Source organism: Acinetobacter sp. AM (genome assembly GCF_003105055.1).
Classification (GTDB): Bacteria; Pseudomonadota; Gammaproteobacteria; order Pseudomonadales; family Moraxellaceae; genus Acinetobacter; species Acinetobacter tibetensis.
Window position 1 is genome coordinate 79101 of the sequence record NZ_QETG01000003.1, and the last position, 20153, is coordinate 99253.

A 20153-nucleotide genomic window follows, 5' to 3' on the forward strand; every position below is an offset into this window, starting at 1 on the left:
GAGCCAATTGCGCAGTTTGTTAGGTGATCATTTATTACAACGTCTCCAGCAAGATACGGAGGGTAAGCTGCATCAACGCCTATTCCGTTGCTTGAGAGGTGCGATTACCGAAGGTGTGATTCAGCCCAAAACGCGCTTACCTGCATCTCGTGATTTGGCCAATGAAGTCAAGGTATCGCGCAATACCGTGCTGTCTGCTTATGAGCAACTGCAAGCTGAAGGCTATTTGGAAGCACGTACGGGTCACGGTACTTGGGTTGCGGAACACTTACCTGAAGTATTTTTAAATACCATTCATGGCAAGAAAGTTGAAGGGATTGCCAAAGCCAAAAAAAATGCATCTTTATCACAACGTGGCGCACAAGTGATGGGACATGCCGCGGCATCTCCCCATCAATGGGGGGCTTTTGTACCCGGTGCACCTGATGTGACTGAATTTCCGCATCATGTTTTTAGTCGGATTCAAGCACGTTTAAACCGTGAACCCGATATTGAACAATTAATTTACAGCAATGCTGGCGGCTGCTTAGAGCTACGTAGCGCACTGGCCGATTACTTACGTGTCGCCCGCTCAGTGCAATGTGATACCGACCAAATTATTATTACCGAAGGCATCCATCAAGCCATTGATCTGGTTTCACGTGCCCTGTGTGATATTGGCGATCAGGTCTGGATTGAAGATCCTGCCTATTGGGGAATGCGTAATACTTTACGTATTAATGGCCTAGACATTCATCCTATGCCCGTAGATGCGGATGGAATTATTCCAGAACAAAATCCGAAAAAGCCACCCAAACTGATTTTTGTGACACCGTCACATCAATACCCATTAGGCTCCCATCTCAGCCTAGAACGACGCAAACAGCTCTTGAGTATTGCCAAGCAAAATAATAGCTGGATTGTGGAAGATGACTATGACAGTGAATTTCGCTTCTCGGGCCAACCCTATCCATCGCTGCAAGGTTTGGAGTCCGATGCTCCTGTGATTTACATGGGGACATTCAGTAAAACCATTTATCCTGCACTACGTATTGGCTACTTGGTGGTACCACGTTCGCTCTTTTCACCATTACGGATTTTGGCAGCAGAATTGTATCGTGGTGGGCATTTGCTTGAACAAAAAGCCTTAGCGGTGTTTATTCGTGAAGGGCATTATGAAGCACATATTCGACGTATGCGCCTGCTGTATGGTAAGCGTCGTGCTTATCTGGTCGATCTGATTCATCGCTATTTAGGCCCTGAATTTGTCCACGAATACAGTCATGATTCAGGGCTACATTTGGTCATGAGACTGCCTGAACAGTGCGATGATGTTGCGATTGCGTCTAAAGCGTTAGAACGCGGCATTAAAGTTCGTCCATTGTCGCAATACTATATGCACTCGCACGCACGTGCACAGCGTGGACTGCTGATGGGCTTTGCTTGTGTGAATGAGCGCGATATGGTGATGTCCTTTGGTGTGCTATTACAATGTTTACGTGAAGCCGGCGTACCCACCGTGAATTAATTATCTAAGTTATAAAAAAAGAGCCTCCTATTGGGGACTCTTTTTTTCAATTCAGATTAACGTAAATTAAACCAGTTTTTCTGTATTGCTATGCGATAAATGAGACGCTCTACGCTCTTTGCCCCAACCTAGTTTTTCCGACAATACGCCAAAGAACACAATCGTACCAAACAACACTGTGGTGTAGATCACTTCTTTAAAATAGGTGCCTTCAATTAACATGGTCAGAATTGCCCCAATAATGGCGATGATCACGCCATAAGTCACATAAGGGAACATCCACATTTTAAAGTCGATTTGAACCCCTTCTGCTTCAAGCTTTTTACGCATACGCAATTGCGAATAGGCAATCGCCAAGTACACATATAATGTCGCTGCACCTGTAGTGAGCATGAATACATCATAAACATCCATACTCTTGCTTGCTGTTAAAATCACCGCAATGACAGAGAAGAAACAAGAGACAATCACGCCTACCGCTGGACTACCATGGCGGTTCACTGTACCAAAACTCTTCGGTGCATCCCCACGTTTGCCTAAAGAGAACAACATACGTGAACAGGTATACAGTGCCGAGTTAAAGCAGCTACAAACTGAAGTGAGTACAACAAAGTTGACAATATGACGTGCGCCAGGAATCCCTAATGCGGTCAAGGTTACACTATACGTACCCCAAGTCGAATCTTTCAGAAGTTCATTGTTGTGCGGAATCAAACACACTGCCACAAACATTGAACCCACATAGAATAAAATAATACGCCAAACGACTGAGTTAGAAGCCTTACGAATTTCTTGAGAAGGATTTGCCGATTCTGCTGCGGCAACGGTCACAATCTCAGCCCCAATATAGGCAAACATTACCCCCAGTAAGGCGGTAATGACCGAGGATGCCCCATTTGGCATAAAGCCTTGTGAAGTCAAATTACTGATACCCGATGCAGCAGGATTACCCCACGGCCATAGGTGCATAATCGCTAAACTACCCAGCACAAGGAAAATGACAATCGCAATCACTTTGATGAGCGCAAACCAGAATTCAAATTCACCGTAGTTTTTCACGTTTTGTAAATTGACCGCGACCAAAGCAACAATGACGACCATCATATAGGCCCAGATCGGGATAAATGGAAACCAATTATTTAAAATTTTACCCGCAACATAAGCTTCCCAGCCCATGAGCATGGCGAGCGTACACCAATATAACCAACCAATCGAAAAACCCGCCCAGCGACCAATCGCTCGGTCAGCATAAGTAGAAAAAGAACCGCTATCAGGGTTTAAAACGGCCATTTCACCGAGCATTCGCATGATGAACCAAACCAATAAACCGCCTAAAGCATAAGTGAGAAAAACGACAGGCCCAGTGTTATAAATAATACTGCCTGAACCGACAAATAAAGAACCACCAATGACACCCGCAATTGAGATCATGGTCAAATGGCGAGATTTAAGCCCGTTATGTAAGCCTTGAGAGCCGTTGGCTCCTGACGTTTGATGTCCAGCCATACAATTTTCCTTAACATGATAGAAATATAGCTGTCCCAAAGTCGGTTTACCCTAGGTCATCAATATTCCTAATTTTTTGGTGAATCTGCCCAATCTCCTAAAAACAAAGGATTGAATGGGCAAATCTGACGTTTCCGTATGCATACTTCTATATAGGCTTAATTTGTCGTTTTGGCACTCAAGAAACGAGAGCCATTTTTCTTATGAAGGAAAGAGCCAATTGCTTTTACAATGCACCATTACTGTGCATTTTTGTAATTTATATTCATATTTATAGATTTAATTTAATTAAATTTAAAATAATAAGTATATAAAAATAAATAACTTAACATAAATAAACCAATTTAAATTAATCTACTTTTACAGGAGCCAATTTATAACTGTGCTATCTGCTTGTACTCTAGAACTTTAGTATAGCGCGCAATTATTTAGCTCATCTAAATAAAAAAACCTTCCTAGTTAGACTAAGAAGGTTTTGCTTGTTTGAACCAGTGGGATGAAAGTACTTCCGCCCATTTAAAGAAGACCTTTAGAGTACCTCTATATATGATCTAGAACGGTAAATCATCATCCAAATCTGCTGGTGTTGGTGCAGAAGGTGCTGCTTTAGGTGTATTGCTATAGCCACCTTGGGTATTGCCACCTGCTGGATTATTATTAAAGCCGCCAGTGTTGCCATAACCTTGGTTGTTATTGTTGTTATAACCTGTGTTATTGCCATAACCACTGTTTTGGTTATTGTTAAAACGTGGTTGGTTGAACCCTGCGTTATCACTCGGTACACCTTCACCTTGCTGACGGTTTGAATCGAGCATTTGCATTTGTTCACCACGAATCTCTGTGGTGTAACGTTCTTGGCCATTTTGGTCTGTCCATTGGCGCGTACGCAAAGAACCTTCAATATAAACCTTCGAACCTTTACGTAAATATTGCTGAGCAATTTCACCTAAACGATTGTGCAATACAATTCGGTGCCATTCAGTTTGTTCTTTACGTTCACCTGTGCTTTTGTCAGTCCAAGAATCGCTGGTTGCGATTGAAAACTGAGTCAACGAACCCCCATTTGGAAAAGTTTTCGTCTCTGGATCTCGGCCTAATGTGCCCACTAAAATAACTTTATTTACACCGCGCATCTGATGTTTACTTCCTATCTATTTCTATTATTTACTTTATAAGAGTTATGCTTAAATGGCTACCTCTTTCCCCAACAAGTGCGTTAAATGTTGTCGCGCAGCTTCATCAATTCGCTGCTTGTCCACTTTCACATACGCCACTTGCTGGTCTGACATCACCACAACTTCTTCAATACCACGAATCGCTAAAAGTTGAGAAGTCCACTCATCTGTTTGTTTATTCTCAGGTAAGCGCAACACCAACGATGAAAGATAACGTGGTTGAGCCAAACCAAAACTGATGAATAGCCAAATTATAGCAATTGCGGTGAGGATACTCCAACCCAATGCGGTGTTATTCAGCATCAATAATTGACCGCCCAACGTACCGCCAAAAAATGCCCCTAAAAACTGACTGCTGGCATTTACACCCATCGCTGTGGCTTTAGACTGAATCGGTGCAACTTTAGATAGCCACGATGGCAATAAAGCTTCCATGACATTAAAGGCAATAAAAAATAAACCCAACCCGATCAATAAGATATATTTGGACTCATAGCCAAAAATTAAGGTTATTAAGCCTAAAATGATGCCTGCAATTGCTGTGAGGAAAATACTACGCATTTTGCGATATTTTTCCGCCACAATAATACTAGGAAAGGCAAAAAACAGGCTAATCACCAACAAAGGTAAATAAATTAAACCGTGTTTCGCCAAGGGAATTTGCGCAAATTCAATCAACTGCGAAGGCACATAAATAAACATCGCAGTCAGCAATAAATGTAAAGTAAATACGGACACATGTAGCCGATTTAGATCTGGCATTTTCAAGACTTGTTTAAGCTGTGCCAGATAACCTTGCTGGAAGTTTTTATGATGTCGGGTTACTTTGGGTACCAAGAGCAACATAGCAATTGCCGCCAAACCCATAATGGTTGTCACCCAAAACAGCCCTGAGATTCCCACCAGACTGGTGAGCCATGGTCCCAGACTAAATGCCACCACAAAAGACAATCCAATACTCATGCCCATGGCAGCCATGGCTTTGGTGCGCTGTTCTTCGCGTGTTACATCGGCCAGTAAGGCCATGACCACCGCAGAAACCGCACCCGCGCCTGCAATGGCACGACCAATAATCACGCCATAAATGCTGTCGGACATCGCCGCGACTGCACCACCAATGGCGAACAACAATAAACCCAGTACCACCAAAGGTTTACGGCTAAAACGGTCTGCAATTAAGCTAAACGGAATTTGTAAAATGGCTTGGCTGAGTCCATACACGCCTACCGCCAAACCAATCAACGCAGGTGTCGCATGTTGATACGACTGACCAGCCACGGAAAAGACTGGGATAATCATGAACAGCCCCAACATGCGCAATGCAAAAATACTGCTTAAAGCAAAGGTCGAGCGGCGTTCTAAGGAATTCATCATATCAATAGACTTAAATGCGTTGAATTTGGAGGTTATGCTACAACATTCAGATACGAATGCGTGGCGATTCTGGAATTATCTCAAGAAAAAAGGGCGCAATACAATGCACCCTTGATTCTACTCTGTGGACATTTCGTTCAGATTCACGGTTTAACCATGTTGTCCTTGGCGTTTGCGGTATTGAATCGAGGCGATGATAGCCCAAACAATAAATGCTACACCAATTAAACCCGTTACCACTTCTGGAACATGTACACCTGTACCACTCGCCAACATAATGAAGGCCAAGGCACCAATCGCATAATGTGCACCATGCTCAAGGAAAATGTAGGCGTCTAAGGTACCCTTTTCAACCAAATAAATGGTCATTGAACGGACAAACATTGCACCAATCGCCAGCCCCAGCATAATGATGACCACATCCGAAGTAATGGCAAATGCACCAATCACACCATCAAAACTGAATGAGGCATCTAATACTTCTAGATAAATAAAGCCCCCTAAACCGGCTTTAATCACGCCTGTAGATGCACCACTGGCATCATGTGCCACGGCATTGCCTTCTTCATCAATTTCAGGTTCGCCACCCAACAAATGACTGAGCACTTGCACACCGATATACACCACGATGCCCCAAATACCCGCCATCGTCACCAACAAACGTTCAGCATCTGCAACATTGGCTGCCATAATCAATAACGCAATCAGTGAAATAAAGACGGACATTGCAGGGACGTTGGCTAAATTGGCTAAACGGTGCTCTAACCATCTGAACCAATGGGTGTCTTTACCTTCATCAAAGAAGAAATTCAAGAACACCAATAACAAGAATGCACCACCAAAGGCAGCAATTTCAGCATGATGGGCCATCAATTTTTCTGAATATTGCTGTGGCTCATTCAATGCCATTTTCACCACTTCCAGCATACCCATATCGGCAGTTACTGCCACAATCACAATAGGGAACACCAGACGCATACCAAATACAGCAATAATGATACCCACGGTTAAAAAAATCATTTTCCAAAAATGATCCCATCCGCGGAGTACTGAAGCATTTACGACTGCATTATCAAACGACAAAGAAACTTCCATCACAGCCAAAATGGCGGTAATGGTCAACGCAGTAAACATGGTCTTCAAGCCTGCTTCTGGACCATGCGTAAAGCCCCAATAAGCAGAAATTGCAAGACACACAATCGTAAATAAAATAGAGAAACCAAAATGTTTCATCATAACGAAGTGACCTTTGGATAATAAGAGTGCTATAGCTTGACTACAGCAGAAAAATTCATGCGCGATATTATGACGCTTTTATACACCAAACCAAAATTGTTCTGCGATTTTTTCTGTGAAGAACTCCGCTCTGTAAAAAATGGGTCGTCTATTGGGCATGCTTGCGTTAGTCTAGTGGCCATAATTTGTAAAGATAGACCAGGAAACCCGCATGCTTTTTTCTGAACAATTGTGGCAGCGTAATCTCGACCTCTACCAAGAAACTTTAGCGCTGCCCTTCAATCAAGAGCTTGCGCGAGGCACACTCAGCCGTGAAGCCTTTTCTCATTATGTCATTCAAGATGCACATTATTTATTGGCTTATGGCCGCGCATTAGCGGTATGTGCAGCAAAAGCGTATGAAGCCGATGATGTCATGCAGTTTTCGGAAGCCGCCAAAATTGCGATTGTGGTTGAACGTAGTCTGCATGACAGCTTTATGCAAGAATTCGATGTCTCTAAACAACAGTTTGAAACCACACCACTGACCTTGGCTTGTCATCATTACACGTCATTTTTAACTGCGACCGCATGGGCGGAAAGTTATCCTGTGGTACTGGCGGCCTTGCTCCCTTGCTTTTGGATTTATGCCGAAGTCGGTCAAGACATTGTGCAGCAATCTGTACCGAATAATCCTTACCAAGCTTGGATCGATACCTACGCAGGTGAAGAATTCCATACTGCTGTGCGCAATGTCATTGCCACCGTAAATAAAGTCGCTGCACGTTGCGATGCTGACACTTTAGAAAAAATGCATGCGGCCTATCGTATGGGGGCAACACTGGAATGGTTATTCTGGGATAGTGCTTATCATCAAAGACAATGGTTGGGGTTAGACAACCGATAATTTGACCATATACTAAACTGATCATGGGTCATTTGGCTCATGATCATCTTTAAAACGATTGAGAAAAATATGTATATTGGAGAATTGGCTGCTTTAACAGGCACCACCCCGAAAGCCATTCGGCATTATGAAAAACTCGGTTTATTGCCCGTTGCGAAGAGAAAAGGAAATTATCGTATTTATGCAGCGATTGATGTCCAATCAGTCAAAATGATCCGTCTTGCCCAAGCGGTTGGATTTAGTCTTGCTGAGCTGTATGACCTTGCTGTTTTAAAATATCAACAGAACCGATTTCCTGTAGAAGTGGCGAAGGCTTTAATCGCCAACAAGCATCAGCAAATTTTAGAACACCAACACGCCTTAAACCGTTTACAAGAAAACTTAAAGCAATTGGAGGATGAAATTACCCAAACCTACATGACCGACAACAGCGCTGTATAACACCGTTAATCAACAAATCTGAAAATTAAAGCTTGACTCTGCCCTTAGGGGAAAGGTTTATGGTCATAACTCCTTTTATTATGGATTTATAAAATGAGTTCTCATCTTTCGACATTTAAAAATTCAACAGCATTAATTACCGGCGCATCTTCAGGAATCGGCAAAGCTTATGCGCAAAAGCTTGCCTCCCTAGGCATCCACTTAATTTTGACCGCACGCTCTGAGCAAAAACTGAATGAGTTAGCCAATGAACTTCAAAAAAAATATAACATTCAGGTTGAAGTCATTGGTTTAGATTTGGCTCAACCCCATGCAGCGCAAAAGCTGTTTGATGAGGTGCAAGCACGAAAATTATCGGTCGAAATTTTAATTAACAACGCAGGATTTGGAAAATGGAGCAAATTTCTAGATCAATCTGCCGCAACCTACAACGAAATGATCATGCTTAACATGAATAGTGTAACGTCTTTATGTTACTTATTTTTGCCACAAATGCTGGCGAGCAAAAAAGGCATCATGATCAATATCGCATCGACAGCGGCGTTTCAACCCTTGCCGTATATTGCGGTCTATGGCGCAAGCAAATCTTACGTGCTTAATTTTACTGAAGCACTTGCAGGAGAATATGCATCCTCAGGGGTTAAATTCTTGGCGGTTTGTCCTGGCAATACCGAAACCAACTTTACACAAGTAGCAAATGCCGATACTCGCGGCATGAAAAGCTCTTCAGTCGATGACGTCATTTCAGCCACATTAGTAGCCCTAGATCAAAACAAAACATCAATTATTGTCGGGTGTAGCAACTATCTCACCGCTCAATTACCCCGTATTTTGTCTCGCAAGAAAATGCTTCATATGGTTGAACGTATTCTCAGAGACCGCGTTCTGAAAGCATCATAAGTACATCCTGCTTGAAAAGATTAAGAACCGTTGCTTAATCTTTTCAATGTTGAAATATTTGCCACGCATAAATTAAACCTGCCGCAGCCACGACCCAACTGAGTGTCGCTACGCCCAAACATGACCACATCGACATGCGCGTCGCCAACACATAAACGGCAGCTAAATAAATGGCATAAGGAATCAGAGACCATAAGCCAAATAACGCGGTTTTTTGTAAGGCTTCCGCCCCTTTTTGTTGGTACACAATCACATGTGCAATCAGGGCAAAAGTGGGAAACAGCGGAACCAAACCTGCAATATAAAAAGCCTTACTTTTGGATAAAATTGAAATCAGCAGCACGACTGCTGCACCCAACATACATTTTAAAAATAATGCCCACATACTTCGGTTCTACCAATACTTTCACTATCTAGCCCACCCTTGTATTCTGCGCGTTAAAAGGCAGCTTTGCATGTGAATTTAGTGGAAATATCTAGGATAAAATATCGAATCTGAAACCGTTTTGCTCATCAACCTACGTTCAGATAAACATGACGATGTTCTGTTGGTGTAAAAGTTTGAACAACACTACAATGACTTTCTACAAATTCTAGAAAAAGACATCAATGTTTATGCGCGCCAATATGATGCTATTTCAAGGCAACATGCTTTCGAATCCGTTGAGTCTATTTTTGAATGTCCACTTGCCTTGGCTTGCTAAATCATCCCAAGCAAAGGTGTTATGCACAGGCTGCTAACACCTCGATGGGGTTTCAGGTCTAAAGTAAATTGACTGCCAATAACGCCAATAGCGCAGGCACCGCCTGAATATAAATAATCTTTTTACTGGCGGTCATCCCCCCATAAATCCCTGCCACCAATACACAGCCTAAAAAGAAATTGGCCAGAGCCAAGGCATAGCTTTCAGGTGCGCACAAAGACCAGAATAAACCTGCTGCCAAAAAGCCATTATACAGCCCCTGATTTTGTGCCATGACCTTGGTCAATTGGGCTTTTTCAGGAGTGTTGCCAAAGGCTTTCAAGCCGTAGGGCTTATCCCATAAAAACATTTCTAGCACTAAAATATAGACATGCAAAACTGCAATGAGTCCCACTAAAATTTGTCCAAACATTTTTATTTTCCTTCTTTGTTGTTTTATCTACGATGGCGAAAGTGAGCCTTTCGGCCCACTTCAACCTTCAAAATTAAGCTTTAAATAACACTTTACCTTGGCGTGCTGCTTGGGTAGCTTTTTCTGCTGCTTGCGACACCTGATCAAACGCATAAATTCCTTCGACAGGTAGGGTCAGTTTCTGCTGTGCCGCGAGCGTTAATAATTCCATCACCAAAGCTTTTTTACGTTCCGCAGGCATGTGCTGATTCACTACACTCGCCCAAAATCCTTTGATTGTGGCTTGTTTAAAGATTAAATCGCCCGACTCAATCTGCATGGTTTCACCCGTCATGCTACCGAAGGAGACCAATAAAGAGTTTTCACCCAATAAGCTCAACAATTCACCGCTGGCTTTACCTCCAATCGAGTCGACCCCAACCATCAATGGCTGATCACCCTGAATGGCTTTGACTTGGGCTTTCCAATCGGCTTGATCAGTTGCCACCACATTTTGAATGCCTAAAGCAGTCATTTCGGCAATAGCTTCTTGACGACGTACCAAGTTAATCACATGAATGCCACGTGCTTGGGCCACCATCGCCACGGTTTTACCCACTGCACCATTGGCAGTGTTTTGAATCATCCACTGACCTGACTCTAAGTTAGCAAAATCCAATAACATTAAAGAACTGAGAGGCATGGCAATCAACTGTGCTGCCAATTCATCGGGAATCGCATCGGGTAAAGGAATGAGGGCTGCTGCTGGCGCGAGACAATATTCTGCCCAACTACCATGAATGCCCGCCACAGAAACACGCTGCCCTAATTCAAAACCACCCACATCTGCACCGAGCGCATCAATTATCCCAACCGCTTCACTGCCACCAATGGCAGGTAATTCAGGCTTATAGCCATAACTACCACGGACTGTCCATACATCATGGTTATGAATCGGGGATAAAATCACTTTTAAACGGACTTGCCCTGCTTTTGGCTCAGGTTGTGGCATATCTGCTTGTTCTAATACATCAACTGGTTCGCCAAAACGACGATGAATAATACTGCGCATGGGTTAATCCTTGATGGGTTGTAATAGGTTGTGTGTGGTGTCAAGCGCCAAATGCAAAGGGGCTTTGTCTTGTGCCAGTTTGGCCAGCAAGGCTGCACCCAACCACAGTTGATACATCACTTGTGCCATTTTGAAAGGTTGGATATGTGCAGGAATGGAACCTTCCTGCTGTCCTTCCTCAAGCAAAGCCGCAACGCGTTCGGTTAATTTATTGACCCCGAAATTCAGGATTTGACGCATATCTTCAGACAAGTCAGACACTTCGGCTGCCAATTTTACAATCAGACAGTTTCCCGCCCAACCACCCCGAATCGGGTCTTCAATCCATGCCTGCCATAACGCCATCAATCGCGCATAAGCACTGCCGTCCGTCAGTTGCCACAACTGCTCCACCTGATCTTTATAATCGGTGATGTACTGCTCTAACAGCGCACAGCCAAAAGCCTCTTTCGACGCAAAATAATGGTAAAACGAGCCTTTCGGCACGTCACAGGCTTTTAAGATTTCTTGTAGCCCTACCCCGACAAAGCCTTTCTGTAATACCAGTGGAAAACTGGTGTCCAGAATATGCTGGCGGGTGGCTTCACTTTTACTTGATCGTTTCATGAGCTGACTATATTTTAATATTAGACCAGTCGTCTAGTAAATTTATGTAACTTGGACGGTTAAATTTCTACAGTAGTAGCCACTACGGCAAATGAATGTTAATAATAGCGACTTAAAATACGCGAGATTGTTCAGGGATAATTCATCCGTCATGATTTGTCGTTCAAAAACCCAGATCACTGACTTGAACAATTTTAAAGCGCTATCATATAAGTTTCTATTTGCACAATAATTGAGATGTTTTCATGAGCCAAAGTCATATCCGTATTCGAGGTGCACGTACCCACAATTTAAAAAATGTGAGCCTCGATATTCCCCGCGACAAGTTTGTGGTGATTACGGGACTCTCAGGTTCAGGTAAATCCTCTCTCGCTTTCGATACCTTGTATGCCGAAGGTCAGCGCCGCTATGTAGAATCGCTGTCTGCCTATGCGCGTCAGTTTTTATCGCAAATGGAAAAACCTGAGGTTGACTCGATTGAAGGCTTAAGTCCCGCCATTGCTATCGAACAAAAATCTACTAGCCACAACCCACGCTCGACAGTAGGCACCATTACTGAAATTTACGACTATCTACGCCTACTCTATGCGCGGGTTGGCACGCCTTTTTGCCCTGAACATGACCTACCGATGGTGGCACAAACCATTTCAGAAATGGTTGATGCAGTCAAAGCCCTTGAAGAAGGCACCGCCTTAATGTTACTTGCGCCTGTGGTACGCGAGCGAAAAGGCGAATACAGCAATCTGTTTGAACAACTGCAAAGTCAAGGTTTTGTTCGTGCCCGTGTCGATGGGGAAATTATTGATATTGATTCACCGCCTGAACTGGACAAAAAGAAAAAGCACACCATTGAAGTGGTGGTCGACCGTTTTAAAGTCCGTGATGACTTGGGCAACCGTATTGCAGAAAGTTTTGAAACTGCTCTACGTTTAGGTGGTGATATTGCGGTACTGTCATGGATGAAAGGTGAACATCCTGACCGTGTTTTTTCAGCCAAACACTCTTGTCCTAAATGTGACCGTGCTGTAGCAGAACTAGAACCCCGCCTGTTTTCCTTTAACAATCCCTTTGGTGCCTGCCCTGTCTGTGATGGTTTAGGCACACGCAGCCATTTCAGTGCCGACAAACTCATTCCAAATTCAGAACTCTCGATTAGTCAGGGTGCCATTCGTGGTTGGGACAGACAACGCCCGTATTACTACAGCATGATTCAAAAAGTTGCGGATCATTTTGAATTTTCTTTGGATACCCCGTGGAACGAGCTGGATAAAGACACCCAGAAGAAGTTTTTATACGGCACAGGCAAAGAAAAGGTCGATCTCAGTTATATCGATGAGCGTGGACGCAAGCACAATCGCGTACAACCTTTTGAAGGGATTTTGCCGCATCTTGAGCGTCGTTACCGTGAAACCGAGAGTAACTATGTACGCGATGATTTGGCACAGTATTTATCCAATGCGGCTTGTGATGCCTGCGGTGGTTCACGTTTAAACGAAATTTCCCGCAATGTACGTGTCAAAGACAAAACCATTGCCGAGATTACCCAAATGGCGATTGGCGATGCTGAGACCTATTACCAAAGCCTAAATTTAACCGGTGCCAAAGGTGAAATTGCCGACAAGATTTTTAAAGAAATTCGTGAACGCTTACACTTTCTCGTGTCTGTCGGGTTGAACTATCTGAGCCTGTCGCGTTCGGCAGAAACCCTGTCGGGCGGTGAAGCGCAGCGTATTCGTCTGGCTTCACAAATTGGTGCAGGCTTGATGGGTGTAATGTACGTGTTGGATGAACCCTCGATTGGTCTGCATCAACGTGACAATGACCGTCTACTGGAAACCTTAGTGCGCTTGCGTGACCTCGGCAATACCGTGTTGGTGGTCGAACATGATGAAGATGCAATTCGCGCTGCCGATCATATTATTGATATTGGCCCAGGTGCGGGCGTGCATGGTGGTGAGATTATTGCCGAAGGTACGGCAGATGAATTGGCACGTCATGAAGATTCACTCACAGGGCAATATCTGTCTGGAAAACTCAAAATTGCTGTGCCTAAACAGCGTACGCAACCGCCACGTCCTGACGAACAAATTAAGCTCATGGGGGCTGCGGGACACAACCTGAAAGATGTTGACCTCACCATTCCACTGGGTGTGATGACCTGTGTCACAGGCGTGTCGGGTTCAGGTAAATCGACTCTGATTAACCGTACCTTATTGCCATTGGCTGCGACCCAACTCAATGGTGCAACGACTTTAACTGCTGAAAAGTTCGACTCGATTGATGGCTTGCAATTCCTCGATAAAGTCGTGGATATTGACCAAAGCCCAATTGGACGTACTCCGCGTTCCAACCCTGCCACCTATACAGGTTTATTTACCCCAATTCGTGAGTTGTTTGCGCAAACGCCAGAAGCCAAAGCCCGCGGTTATGCGGCAGGTCGTTTCTCCTTTAACGTGAAAGGCGGACGCTGCGAAGCGTGTGAAGGCGACGGCATGATTAAAGTTGCCATGCACTTCTTACCCGATATGTATGTGCCCTGCGATAACTGTCATGGTAAACGCTATAACCGTGAAACTTTGGAAGTCGGCTACAAAGGCAAAAACATTTCTGATGTGTTGGACATGACGGTTGAAGATGCGATGCATTTCTTCGATGCCATTCCAGTCATTCACCGTCGTTTAGAAACGTTGAACCAAGTTGGCTTAGGTTATATCCGTTTGGGACAGTCAGCAACTACACTGTCTGGTGGTGAAGCACAGCGTGTGAAACTGGCACGTGAATTGGCAAAACGTGATACGGGTAAAACCTTGTATGTACTGGATGAACCGACCACAGGTCTGCATTTCCATGACATTGCCAAGTTGCTCGACATCCTGCATGAGCTACGTAACAAAGGGAACACCATTGTGGTGATTGAGCATAATTTGGATGTGGTGAAAACCGCAGACTGGATTATTGACTTAGGTCCTGAAGGTGGCGCAGGTGGCGGGATGATTATTGCTGAAGGTACACCTGAAGAAGTTGTGAAAAATAAAATTTCACATACAGCGAGATTTCTGAAACCGTTGTTGAAGTGATTGTAAAAGGGCTCATAAGAGCCCTTCTTCTTTTAACATACTCATAACAAACTCAATATTATTTTGTTGTGATACATCTGTTGAGGCATCAATTTTATTCTGAAGCATGGCTTCTATGCCTTGTTGAATTTGAGGCAAAATTTTTTCTTTTTGTGCTATTAACAGAATACCTCTGAGTAAATTTATTTTGGACGTATTTTTCAATTCCGAGTCATTTAACATATCCCCAAAAATTAAATTTTCCCAGTCTTGATGAACTGCATTTAAGAAGCTATTTTTTGCATTTCTAACCAATCTACGTTGTCGTAGAAATTGTAATAAAATTTCTGATAGCGGAGATAAATCAGTTTTAGGATTCCAATAACACCACAACCGCACATAACGATAAAATAAATTGGTTTTAATATCGCTAGCATCCATTAACTCATCTTTTATACTTTTTATATTATGCTGCAATGATTCTACTAAATGTTCTTTAACTGCTTTCTTTAACTGCTTAGATAAATCATTACGACCAAATTTTTTAAGAAGAAAACAATGAAAATTTATATTTTCTAAATCATTAAAAGCTATTGAATCACGAGATTTCTGGAAAAGATTCTCACAATAGTCTTGATCTACTTCTAAATTCCTCCACTGATTCATTAATCGACCTAACTCATCTTTCACAGCATTATTTCTTTCTGAAATGAACTCTGAGTTAGCTAAGTTATGCAATTCATTAGTATCAACACTATCTCTTTGCTCGAACCATTTTTTGTATTCTGTTGCCCACCTATCTACCATTACAAAATATTCTGATACCGATTGCAGAGATGCATAAGTTTTCTTCTTTAACTCACTCCATTCTGATTGGTCAAAATTAATCATGCCAAACTCATTATTAGTATTAAAATCTTGCCATGAAATACTAAACTTCTCTCCAAAATTTTCAATCAAATAGCCATGCAAAATGCGCACTAGAATTGTATGCTTTGTTAAATATGCTACTTCGTCAGGTAATTGTTCTATAAATTGTAGATAAAGCTTAATTACCTTTTGAAAAAACCGAAAATTATGAATTTCTAACTTATCTGCAAATTCCACCATCAATTCAACTAATGGTGCATCCATATCTTGCGCATTTGCACGAATCAAAGGTTCAACCGAATTGATTATGATTGTTTCATCAATCAACTTTTCCTTATATTCAGCGTACTTCTTCTTATTGTCACCCTCAGCTTTATCTTCATCTAAGATCAAAATAATCTGACAATTCTTTTCTAATTTAAGATAATTCGCTAAACCCATAACGTCTTTAATATCGAGTTTTTTTGACATCCGCTCAAAGTCATCAAAACAAATGATGGCATCTTTGACCTGATTAAACATCAAACTATCAAAAACTTTGGCTGAAGCACTGACACCAAACTGTGAAACTCTTGTATCCTTTAAAATGGATGGTAATCCTCGAATCCATCGAGGAATCTCCAAAGCTGAATGATTATTTTCAATATTGCTATAAATATGTGTTTTCAAGTCACTAAGTGACTCTAAACCAAATAAAGAAACATACACATATTTTTTTTTAAAATTAACTTCATCTCTAAAACTATTCCAAAAGAAAGTTTTACCAATGCCCCACGAGCCAGTAATCGCAATTGCAGTGCCGACATTACCTGCTCTAATGTTCTCTTCAAGCAAACTTTTCAGGCGTTTTCTTTTTTCTTCTAAATTCATACTCAAATCACGTAAAATCCAACTCGGCTTTTATCAAAACAGAAGCCCTATGACTTTTCAATAACTCAATTACATTATCAAAATCATGAAAGCATTCCTTCTCAGCATGTCTTTGGGACTTGTTTCCCTATACACCTTCGCCGATGGCTATATCAATGAAAATATGATTGTTTTCACTTCAGAATCCGATGGCAGCGATGACCAGTGGCAAGCACATCCCAAATGCACACCCAGTATTCAAGCAGGCGGCTCTTCAAAATCATGGCTAGTGCAATATTTTTATGCCGACCAAAGCCCCTTAACCTCAGGATTTATCACCACACAAAAACCGTCCAGCAAAGCCAGCGAATGCGAACATCTGGTGCATTTTCCAGATCAAGTGCAAGGTTCGGGAACATTTGAAAGTTATTATCCCAATGGCAAAATGCGCAGCCAAATTGAATACGAAGATGGAAGTTATCATGGCAAACTCACCTTCTGGCATGCCAATGGCTTAAAAGAGCAAGAGTCGACGATGAACCACGGCATTCTTGATGGGGAATATCGCATTTGGCACTCGAATGGACAATTGGCACTGTCCATGAAATATAAAGATGAGCTACAAAATGGCATGAAACAACGTTGGTATGCCGACGGCAAGCCATGGACCTATGTACGCTTTGAACATGGTGAGATGCGTGGCGAACTCAAACAATGGTTTCACAACGGAAAATTGGAACGCCGCGGAGAATATCGCAACGGCCTCAGACAAAACCGCTATGAAATTTGGTACGAAGATGGCACACCCGAAGCTGTCTTAACTTACGATGCAGGAAGTATTGTCCAAGCCCAGTGCTGGAATGAAGCCGGCAAACCTCGCGCTCGCAATAGTTGTCTTAGCAGTTATCAAGATGAAGAATAATTCTGAATAAACACTGATTGATGCGGTGATAGGTCTAACCTTGCACCGCATTTTTCCCTTTCGCCTTCGCTTTAAATAAAGACTGATCGGCTTTATGAAATAATTCCAACCAACTTGCACCACCGATGGCATAGCCCGCACTGACAGACACATATAAATCAGGGACAAGCCCCACCTGCATATTTGCCCTACCCACATCTCGCCGAATCTGATCGGCAATGTTCAGCGCTTCTATCTCACTCATTTGCTCAAGCAAGAGCAGAAATTCATCACCTCCGTAACGTACAATTAAATCTGTAGTACGTACATTGGCTTTTAAAATGTTTGCCACCATCTGAATAACTTTGTCTCCGATCATATGCCCATATTGATCATTTACTTGTTTAAAATCATCAATATCAATCACAATCAAACACAATTTTTCGAGTTTCTTAGGCTGCTTTTCTAAATGCCGAATATAACTCTCTAAAGCCAAACGATTTGCCACCCCAGTTAAAGCATCAGAATTGGCAATATTTTTTAATTGAAACTCCAAAGCATCTCGCTGCTGCAACATGCTTTCTAATTTACGTATCGCCGTAAACAATGAATCCACCCCTGAACCATGCTGTAATGCTTCTGTTGTCTCAAGTTTTGAGCCTTGGGATAAATTCAAAATTGTCTCGCGCGCCTGAATTAATGGTTCAAAAACCTTACGACGTGCATAGATCATGGTAAATAAAGCAGCAAACAAAGAAATGGTGGTCACAAAAAGAGTGAGATAAAATTGGCGTTTGGCCTGTAATTTCTCTCGTTCTGCCACTTGCAAACTATAATCTAAAATATAGGTTTGCAAATTCACGACGGAACTGAATTTATCGACGATTTTTTGGGTTAACTCAGTACCCGATAATTCATAAGGTCGCCCTGAAATGCTGTCTTGTATCAAATGTTGTACCGTGTTTATACCCTGCTCAAGAAAATCCGTCTTTACTTTTTCATGTAATTGCATAAATTCAACAGTTTTATCTTGTTCAGGCAAAATGGTATTCACCAAATCCCATAAATAATGTGCCTGATGCTGAGTTTGTAAGGAACGTGCCAAATTGCTATCAGGCATTTTCTGTTTAAAGGTCACAGGGGCAATCACATTCGAAGCAACACGCCCTGCTTGATCACGCAAATCGGCTAAAATTAAAATCAAGGTATAATAATTTGAGGTATGTTCATCTAGGCTTTGCGAATGAATCACCATATTTTTCAATACATTATGACTTACATCCCATGCTGCAAACATCTGTAATATGGCAGCATCCAATTGTTCCATATTGCGTTGTGTGCGGGGCAAAGCTGCATAGCTATCGACGGCATCACGCCCTTGTTGTAGCTGCGGTTGTAATTGCGTCACAATTTCAGCCGCTTCAGTATTAAATCCTGCCTCATTCAAACGTAAAATTGTGCTTTGAATATGCTGATCGACCCCTTGTCGATATTCAGCTAATTCTTGTTGATTTTGTGCATATTCTTCAACTGTACTCGACATGACTTTATTGCTGGGTGCGCGTTCACGTGAAATTTTATTGGATAATTCGGCAACTGCACGCAGACTCTGAATTTCTGTTAAAGATAGCTGCGCCTGTTGGTAATTTTGGTGGCTTTTTAAAATAAGAGGTACGGAAATAAACAGTAACGACAGTACAATGACCAACATTGCACCCAATAATCGTTTACTTATATTTTCTGCCCGTAATGTTGCCATGAATATGATTAAATTTCGCTAAGTTGCTTCTTTATAGTTAAACCATAACATTGATAAAAGATGCAACGCTGAAAACGATATTTTAATTTGTTATTTTTGCTTTGCTTTGAGACATTTAAATTTAGCATAACGGATTGAATACCCAAAGGCAGCCTTAGACTACTTTCATCTCATCTGCCCTGAAGCCTATATTTTATCCCCTTATAAATAGGGAAAAACACCAAGTTTATCTAAAGCATCTAGTGTGAGTTGTTTACGCATTGCCAATTGCTGCTCATTCTGCATCTGCATATTTAAGGCAAATGCCAAAATTTTACCGTTGGGCTGTTCCACCCATCCCACATACCAACCCACCTGAGGTTGTACATCGGCTCCCCATCCTGACTTGGCATATAACTTAGCAACACCGCGACGCTCCACATATAACATTTCTTTCACCTCTTGTTGAACTTGTACATCAAAAGGTAAGGTCTGAGTCGCAAGTCTGTAAGCAAATTCAGCTTCTTGTTGTGGTGTAATTTTTAAAGGTCCATCTAACCAAAAACGATCGACCTGAGAACCTATCTGAGCATTTCCATAACCGACACGATGAAGCTCTTTTTGCATCAACGGTAGACCAATACGTCGTGCTAAGGTTTGATAGACAGGAACGGCTGATGCTTGCATCGCCTGTGCCAAAGTCATGTCCTTTTCCCAACTTTTCAATGCACGTGCTTTGCCATCCCATGCAAATACTTCAGTGGTCGTGGTTTTATGCTGCTGCAAACCAATTAAAGCATTTAACATTTTAAAAGTTGAAGCTGGTATATAGGCAGTTTCGGCACGTTGCAAATCATTGCCAAAACGCTGCAATTTTTCCCCATCATAAGTCACAAAGACCACTGCGCTATCCACTGCTTGAAACATATGATTCAACTCAA

At 42.3% G+C, this 20153-nt stretch carries 16 protein-coding genes and 1 pseudogene; 6 read left to right on the forward strand and 11 right to left on the reverse strand.

Going from position 1 to position 20153, the window contains the following annotated elements:
• The first annotated feature begins 7 nt into the window (after nucleotides 1–7).
• Nucleotides 8–1507: a PLP-dependent aminotransferase family protein gene (locus DCO44_RS02735; RefSeq protein WP_213066307.1), complete on the forward strand. Its 1500-nt coding sequence runs from the start codon at nucleotides 8–10 to the stop codon at nucleotides 1505–1507.
• Nucleotides 1508–1573: 66 nt separating this feature from the next.
• On the opposite strand, the gene DCO44_RS02740 is transcribed toward DCO44_RS02735, so the two are convergent.
• The 4 genes from DCO44_RS02740 to DCO44_RS02755 all read right to left on the reverse strand — a co-directional run bounded on the left by DCO44_RS02740 (nucleotide 1574) and on the right by DCO44_RS02755 (nucleotide 6798).
• Nucleotides 1574–3013, reverse strand: a complete 1440-nt coding sequence (locus DCO44_RS02740; RefSeq protein ID WP_116759083.1) for an amino acid permease — start codon at nucleotides 3011–3013, stop codon at nucleotides 1574–1576.
• Nucleotides 3014–3564: 551 nt separating this feature from the next.
• Nucleotides 3565–4146 (reverse strand): single-stranded DNA-binding protein, encoded by a 582-nt coding sequence (gene ssb / locus DCO44_RS02745; RefSeq protein WP_116759084.1) that lies wholly within the window; start codon nucleotides 4144–4146, stop codon nucleotides 3565–3567.
• Between the two features lie 51 nt (nucleotides 4147–4197).
• Nucleotides 4198–5562 carry an MFS transporter gene (locus DCO44_RS02750; protein WP_116759085.1) on the reverse strand — a complete coding sequence of 455 codons (1365 nt, stop codon included), beginning with the start codon at nucleotides 5560–5562 and terminating at the stop codon, nucleotides 4198–4200.
• A 150-nt stretch (nucleotides 5563–5712) separates the two neighbouring features.
• Entirely contained in the window at nucleotides 5713–6798 is a 1086-nt protein-coding gene (locus DCO44_RS02755) for a DUF475 domain-containing protein (RefSeq protein WP_116759086.1), read from the reverse strand.
• Nucleotides 6799–7009: 211 nt separating this feature from the next.
• Here DCO44_RS02755 and tenA point away from each other — a divergent pair, with 211 nt between their 5' ends.
• From tenA to DCO44_RS02770, 3 genes are all read left to right on the forward strand, one after another.
• Nucleotides 7010–7684, forward strand: a complete 675-nt coding sequence (gene tenA / locus DCO44_RS02760) for a thiaminase II (protein ID WP_116759087.1) — start codon at nucleotides 7010–7012, stop codon at nucleotides 7682–7684.
• Between the two features lie 69 nt (nucleotides 7685–7753).
• Nucleotides 7754–8125 (forward strand): MerR family transcriptional regulator, encoded by a 372-nt coding sequence (locus DCO44_RS02765; protein WP_116759088.1) that lies wholly within the window; start codon nucleotides 7754–7756, stop codon nucleotides 8123–8125.
• A gap of 93 nt (nucleotides 8126–8218) precedes the next feature.
• A complete protein-coding gene (locus tag DCO44_RS02770) occupies nucleotides 8219–9025 on the forward strand; it encodes an SDR family NAD(P)-dependent oxidoreductase (protein WP_116759089.1) in 807 nt (268 codons plus the stop codon).
• Nucleotides 9026–9068: 43 nt separating this feature from the next.
• Here DCO44_RS02770 and DCO44_RS02775 read toward each other — a convergent pair whose 3' ends face one another.
• The 4 genes from DCO44_RS02775 to DCO44_RS02790 form a co-directional block, all read right to left on the reverse strand.
• A complete protein-coding gene (locus DCO44_RS02775; RefSeq protein WP_016168795.1) occupies nucleotides 9069–9410 on the reverse strand; it encodes a GlpM family protein in 342 nt (113 codons plus the stop codon).
• 377 nt (nucleotides 9411–9787) lie between these two features.
• Nucleotides 9788–10141, reverse strand: a complete 354-nt coding sequence (locus DCO44_RS02780) for a DUF1304 domain-containing protein (protein WP_116759090.1) — start codon at nucleotides 10139–10141, stop codon at nucleotides 9788–9790.
• Nucleotides 10142–10214: 73 nt separating this feature from the next.
• Nucleotides 10215–11192, reverse strand: coding sequence for a zinc-binding dehydrogenase (locus tag DCO44_RS02785; RefSeq protein ID WP_116759091.1), 978 nt, complete (start codon nucleotides 11190–11192; stop codon nucleotides 10215–10217).
• A gap of 3 nt (nucleotides 11193–11195) precedes the next feature.
• Nucleotides 11196–11798 (reverse strand): TetR/AcrR family transcriptional regulator, encoded by a 603-nt coding sequence (locus DCO44_RS02790; RefSeq protein ID WP_116759092.1) that lies wholly within the window; start codon nucleotides 11796–11798, stop codon nucleotides 11196–11198.
• Between the two features lie 245 nt (nucleotides 11799–12043).
• On the opposite strand from DCO44_RS02790, the gene uvrA reads away from it, so the two are divergent.
• Complete coding sequence (gene uvrA / locus DCO44_RS02795; protein WP_116759093.1) at nucleotides 12044–14875, forward strand: excinuclease ABC subunit UvrA; 2832 nt, start codon at nucleotides 12044–12046, stop codon at nucleotides 14873–14875.
• 12 nt (nucleotides 14876–14887) lie between these two features.
• Here uvrA and DCO44_RS02800 read toward each other — a convergent pair whose 3' ends face one another.
• A complete protein-coding gene (locus tag DCO44_RS02800; RefSeq protein WP_116759094.1) occupies nucleotides 14888–16594 on the reverse strand; it encodes a P-loop NTPase fold protein in 1707 nt (568 codons plus the stop codon).
• A 106-nt stretch (nucleotides 16595–16700) separates the two neighbouring features.
• Between DCO44_RS02800 and DCO44_RS02805 the strand changes: the two genes are divergently transcribed.
• Entirely contained in the window at nucleotides 16701–17495 is a 795-nt protein-coding gene (locus tag DCO44_RS02805) for a toxin-antitoxin system YwqK family antitoxin (protein ID WP_165815673.1), read from the forward strand.
• Nucleotides 17496–17529: 34 nt separating this feature from the next.
• Here the strand turns inward: DCO44_RS02805 and DCO44_RS02810 are convergent, their stop codons facing one another.
• A complete protein-coding gene (locus DCO44_RS02810; protein WP_116759096.1) occupies nucleotides 17530–19233 on the reverse strand; it encodes a GGDEF domain-containing protein in 1704 nt (567 codons plus the stop codon).
• Nucleotides 19234–19434: 201 nt separating this feature from the next.
• Nucleotides 19435–20151, reverse strand: a pseudogene (gene blaOXA / locus DCO44_RS02815) (class D beta-lactamase); the annotation flags it as partial.
• Nucleotides 20152–20153: the final 2 nt, after the last annotated feature.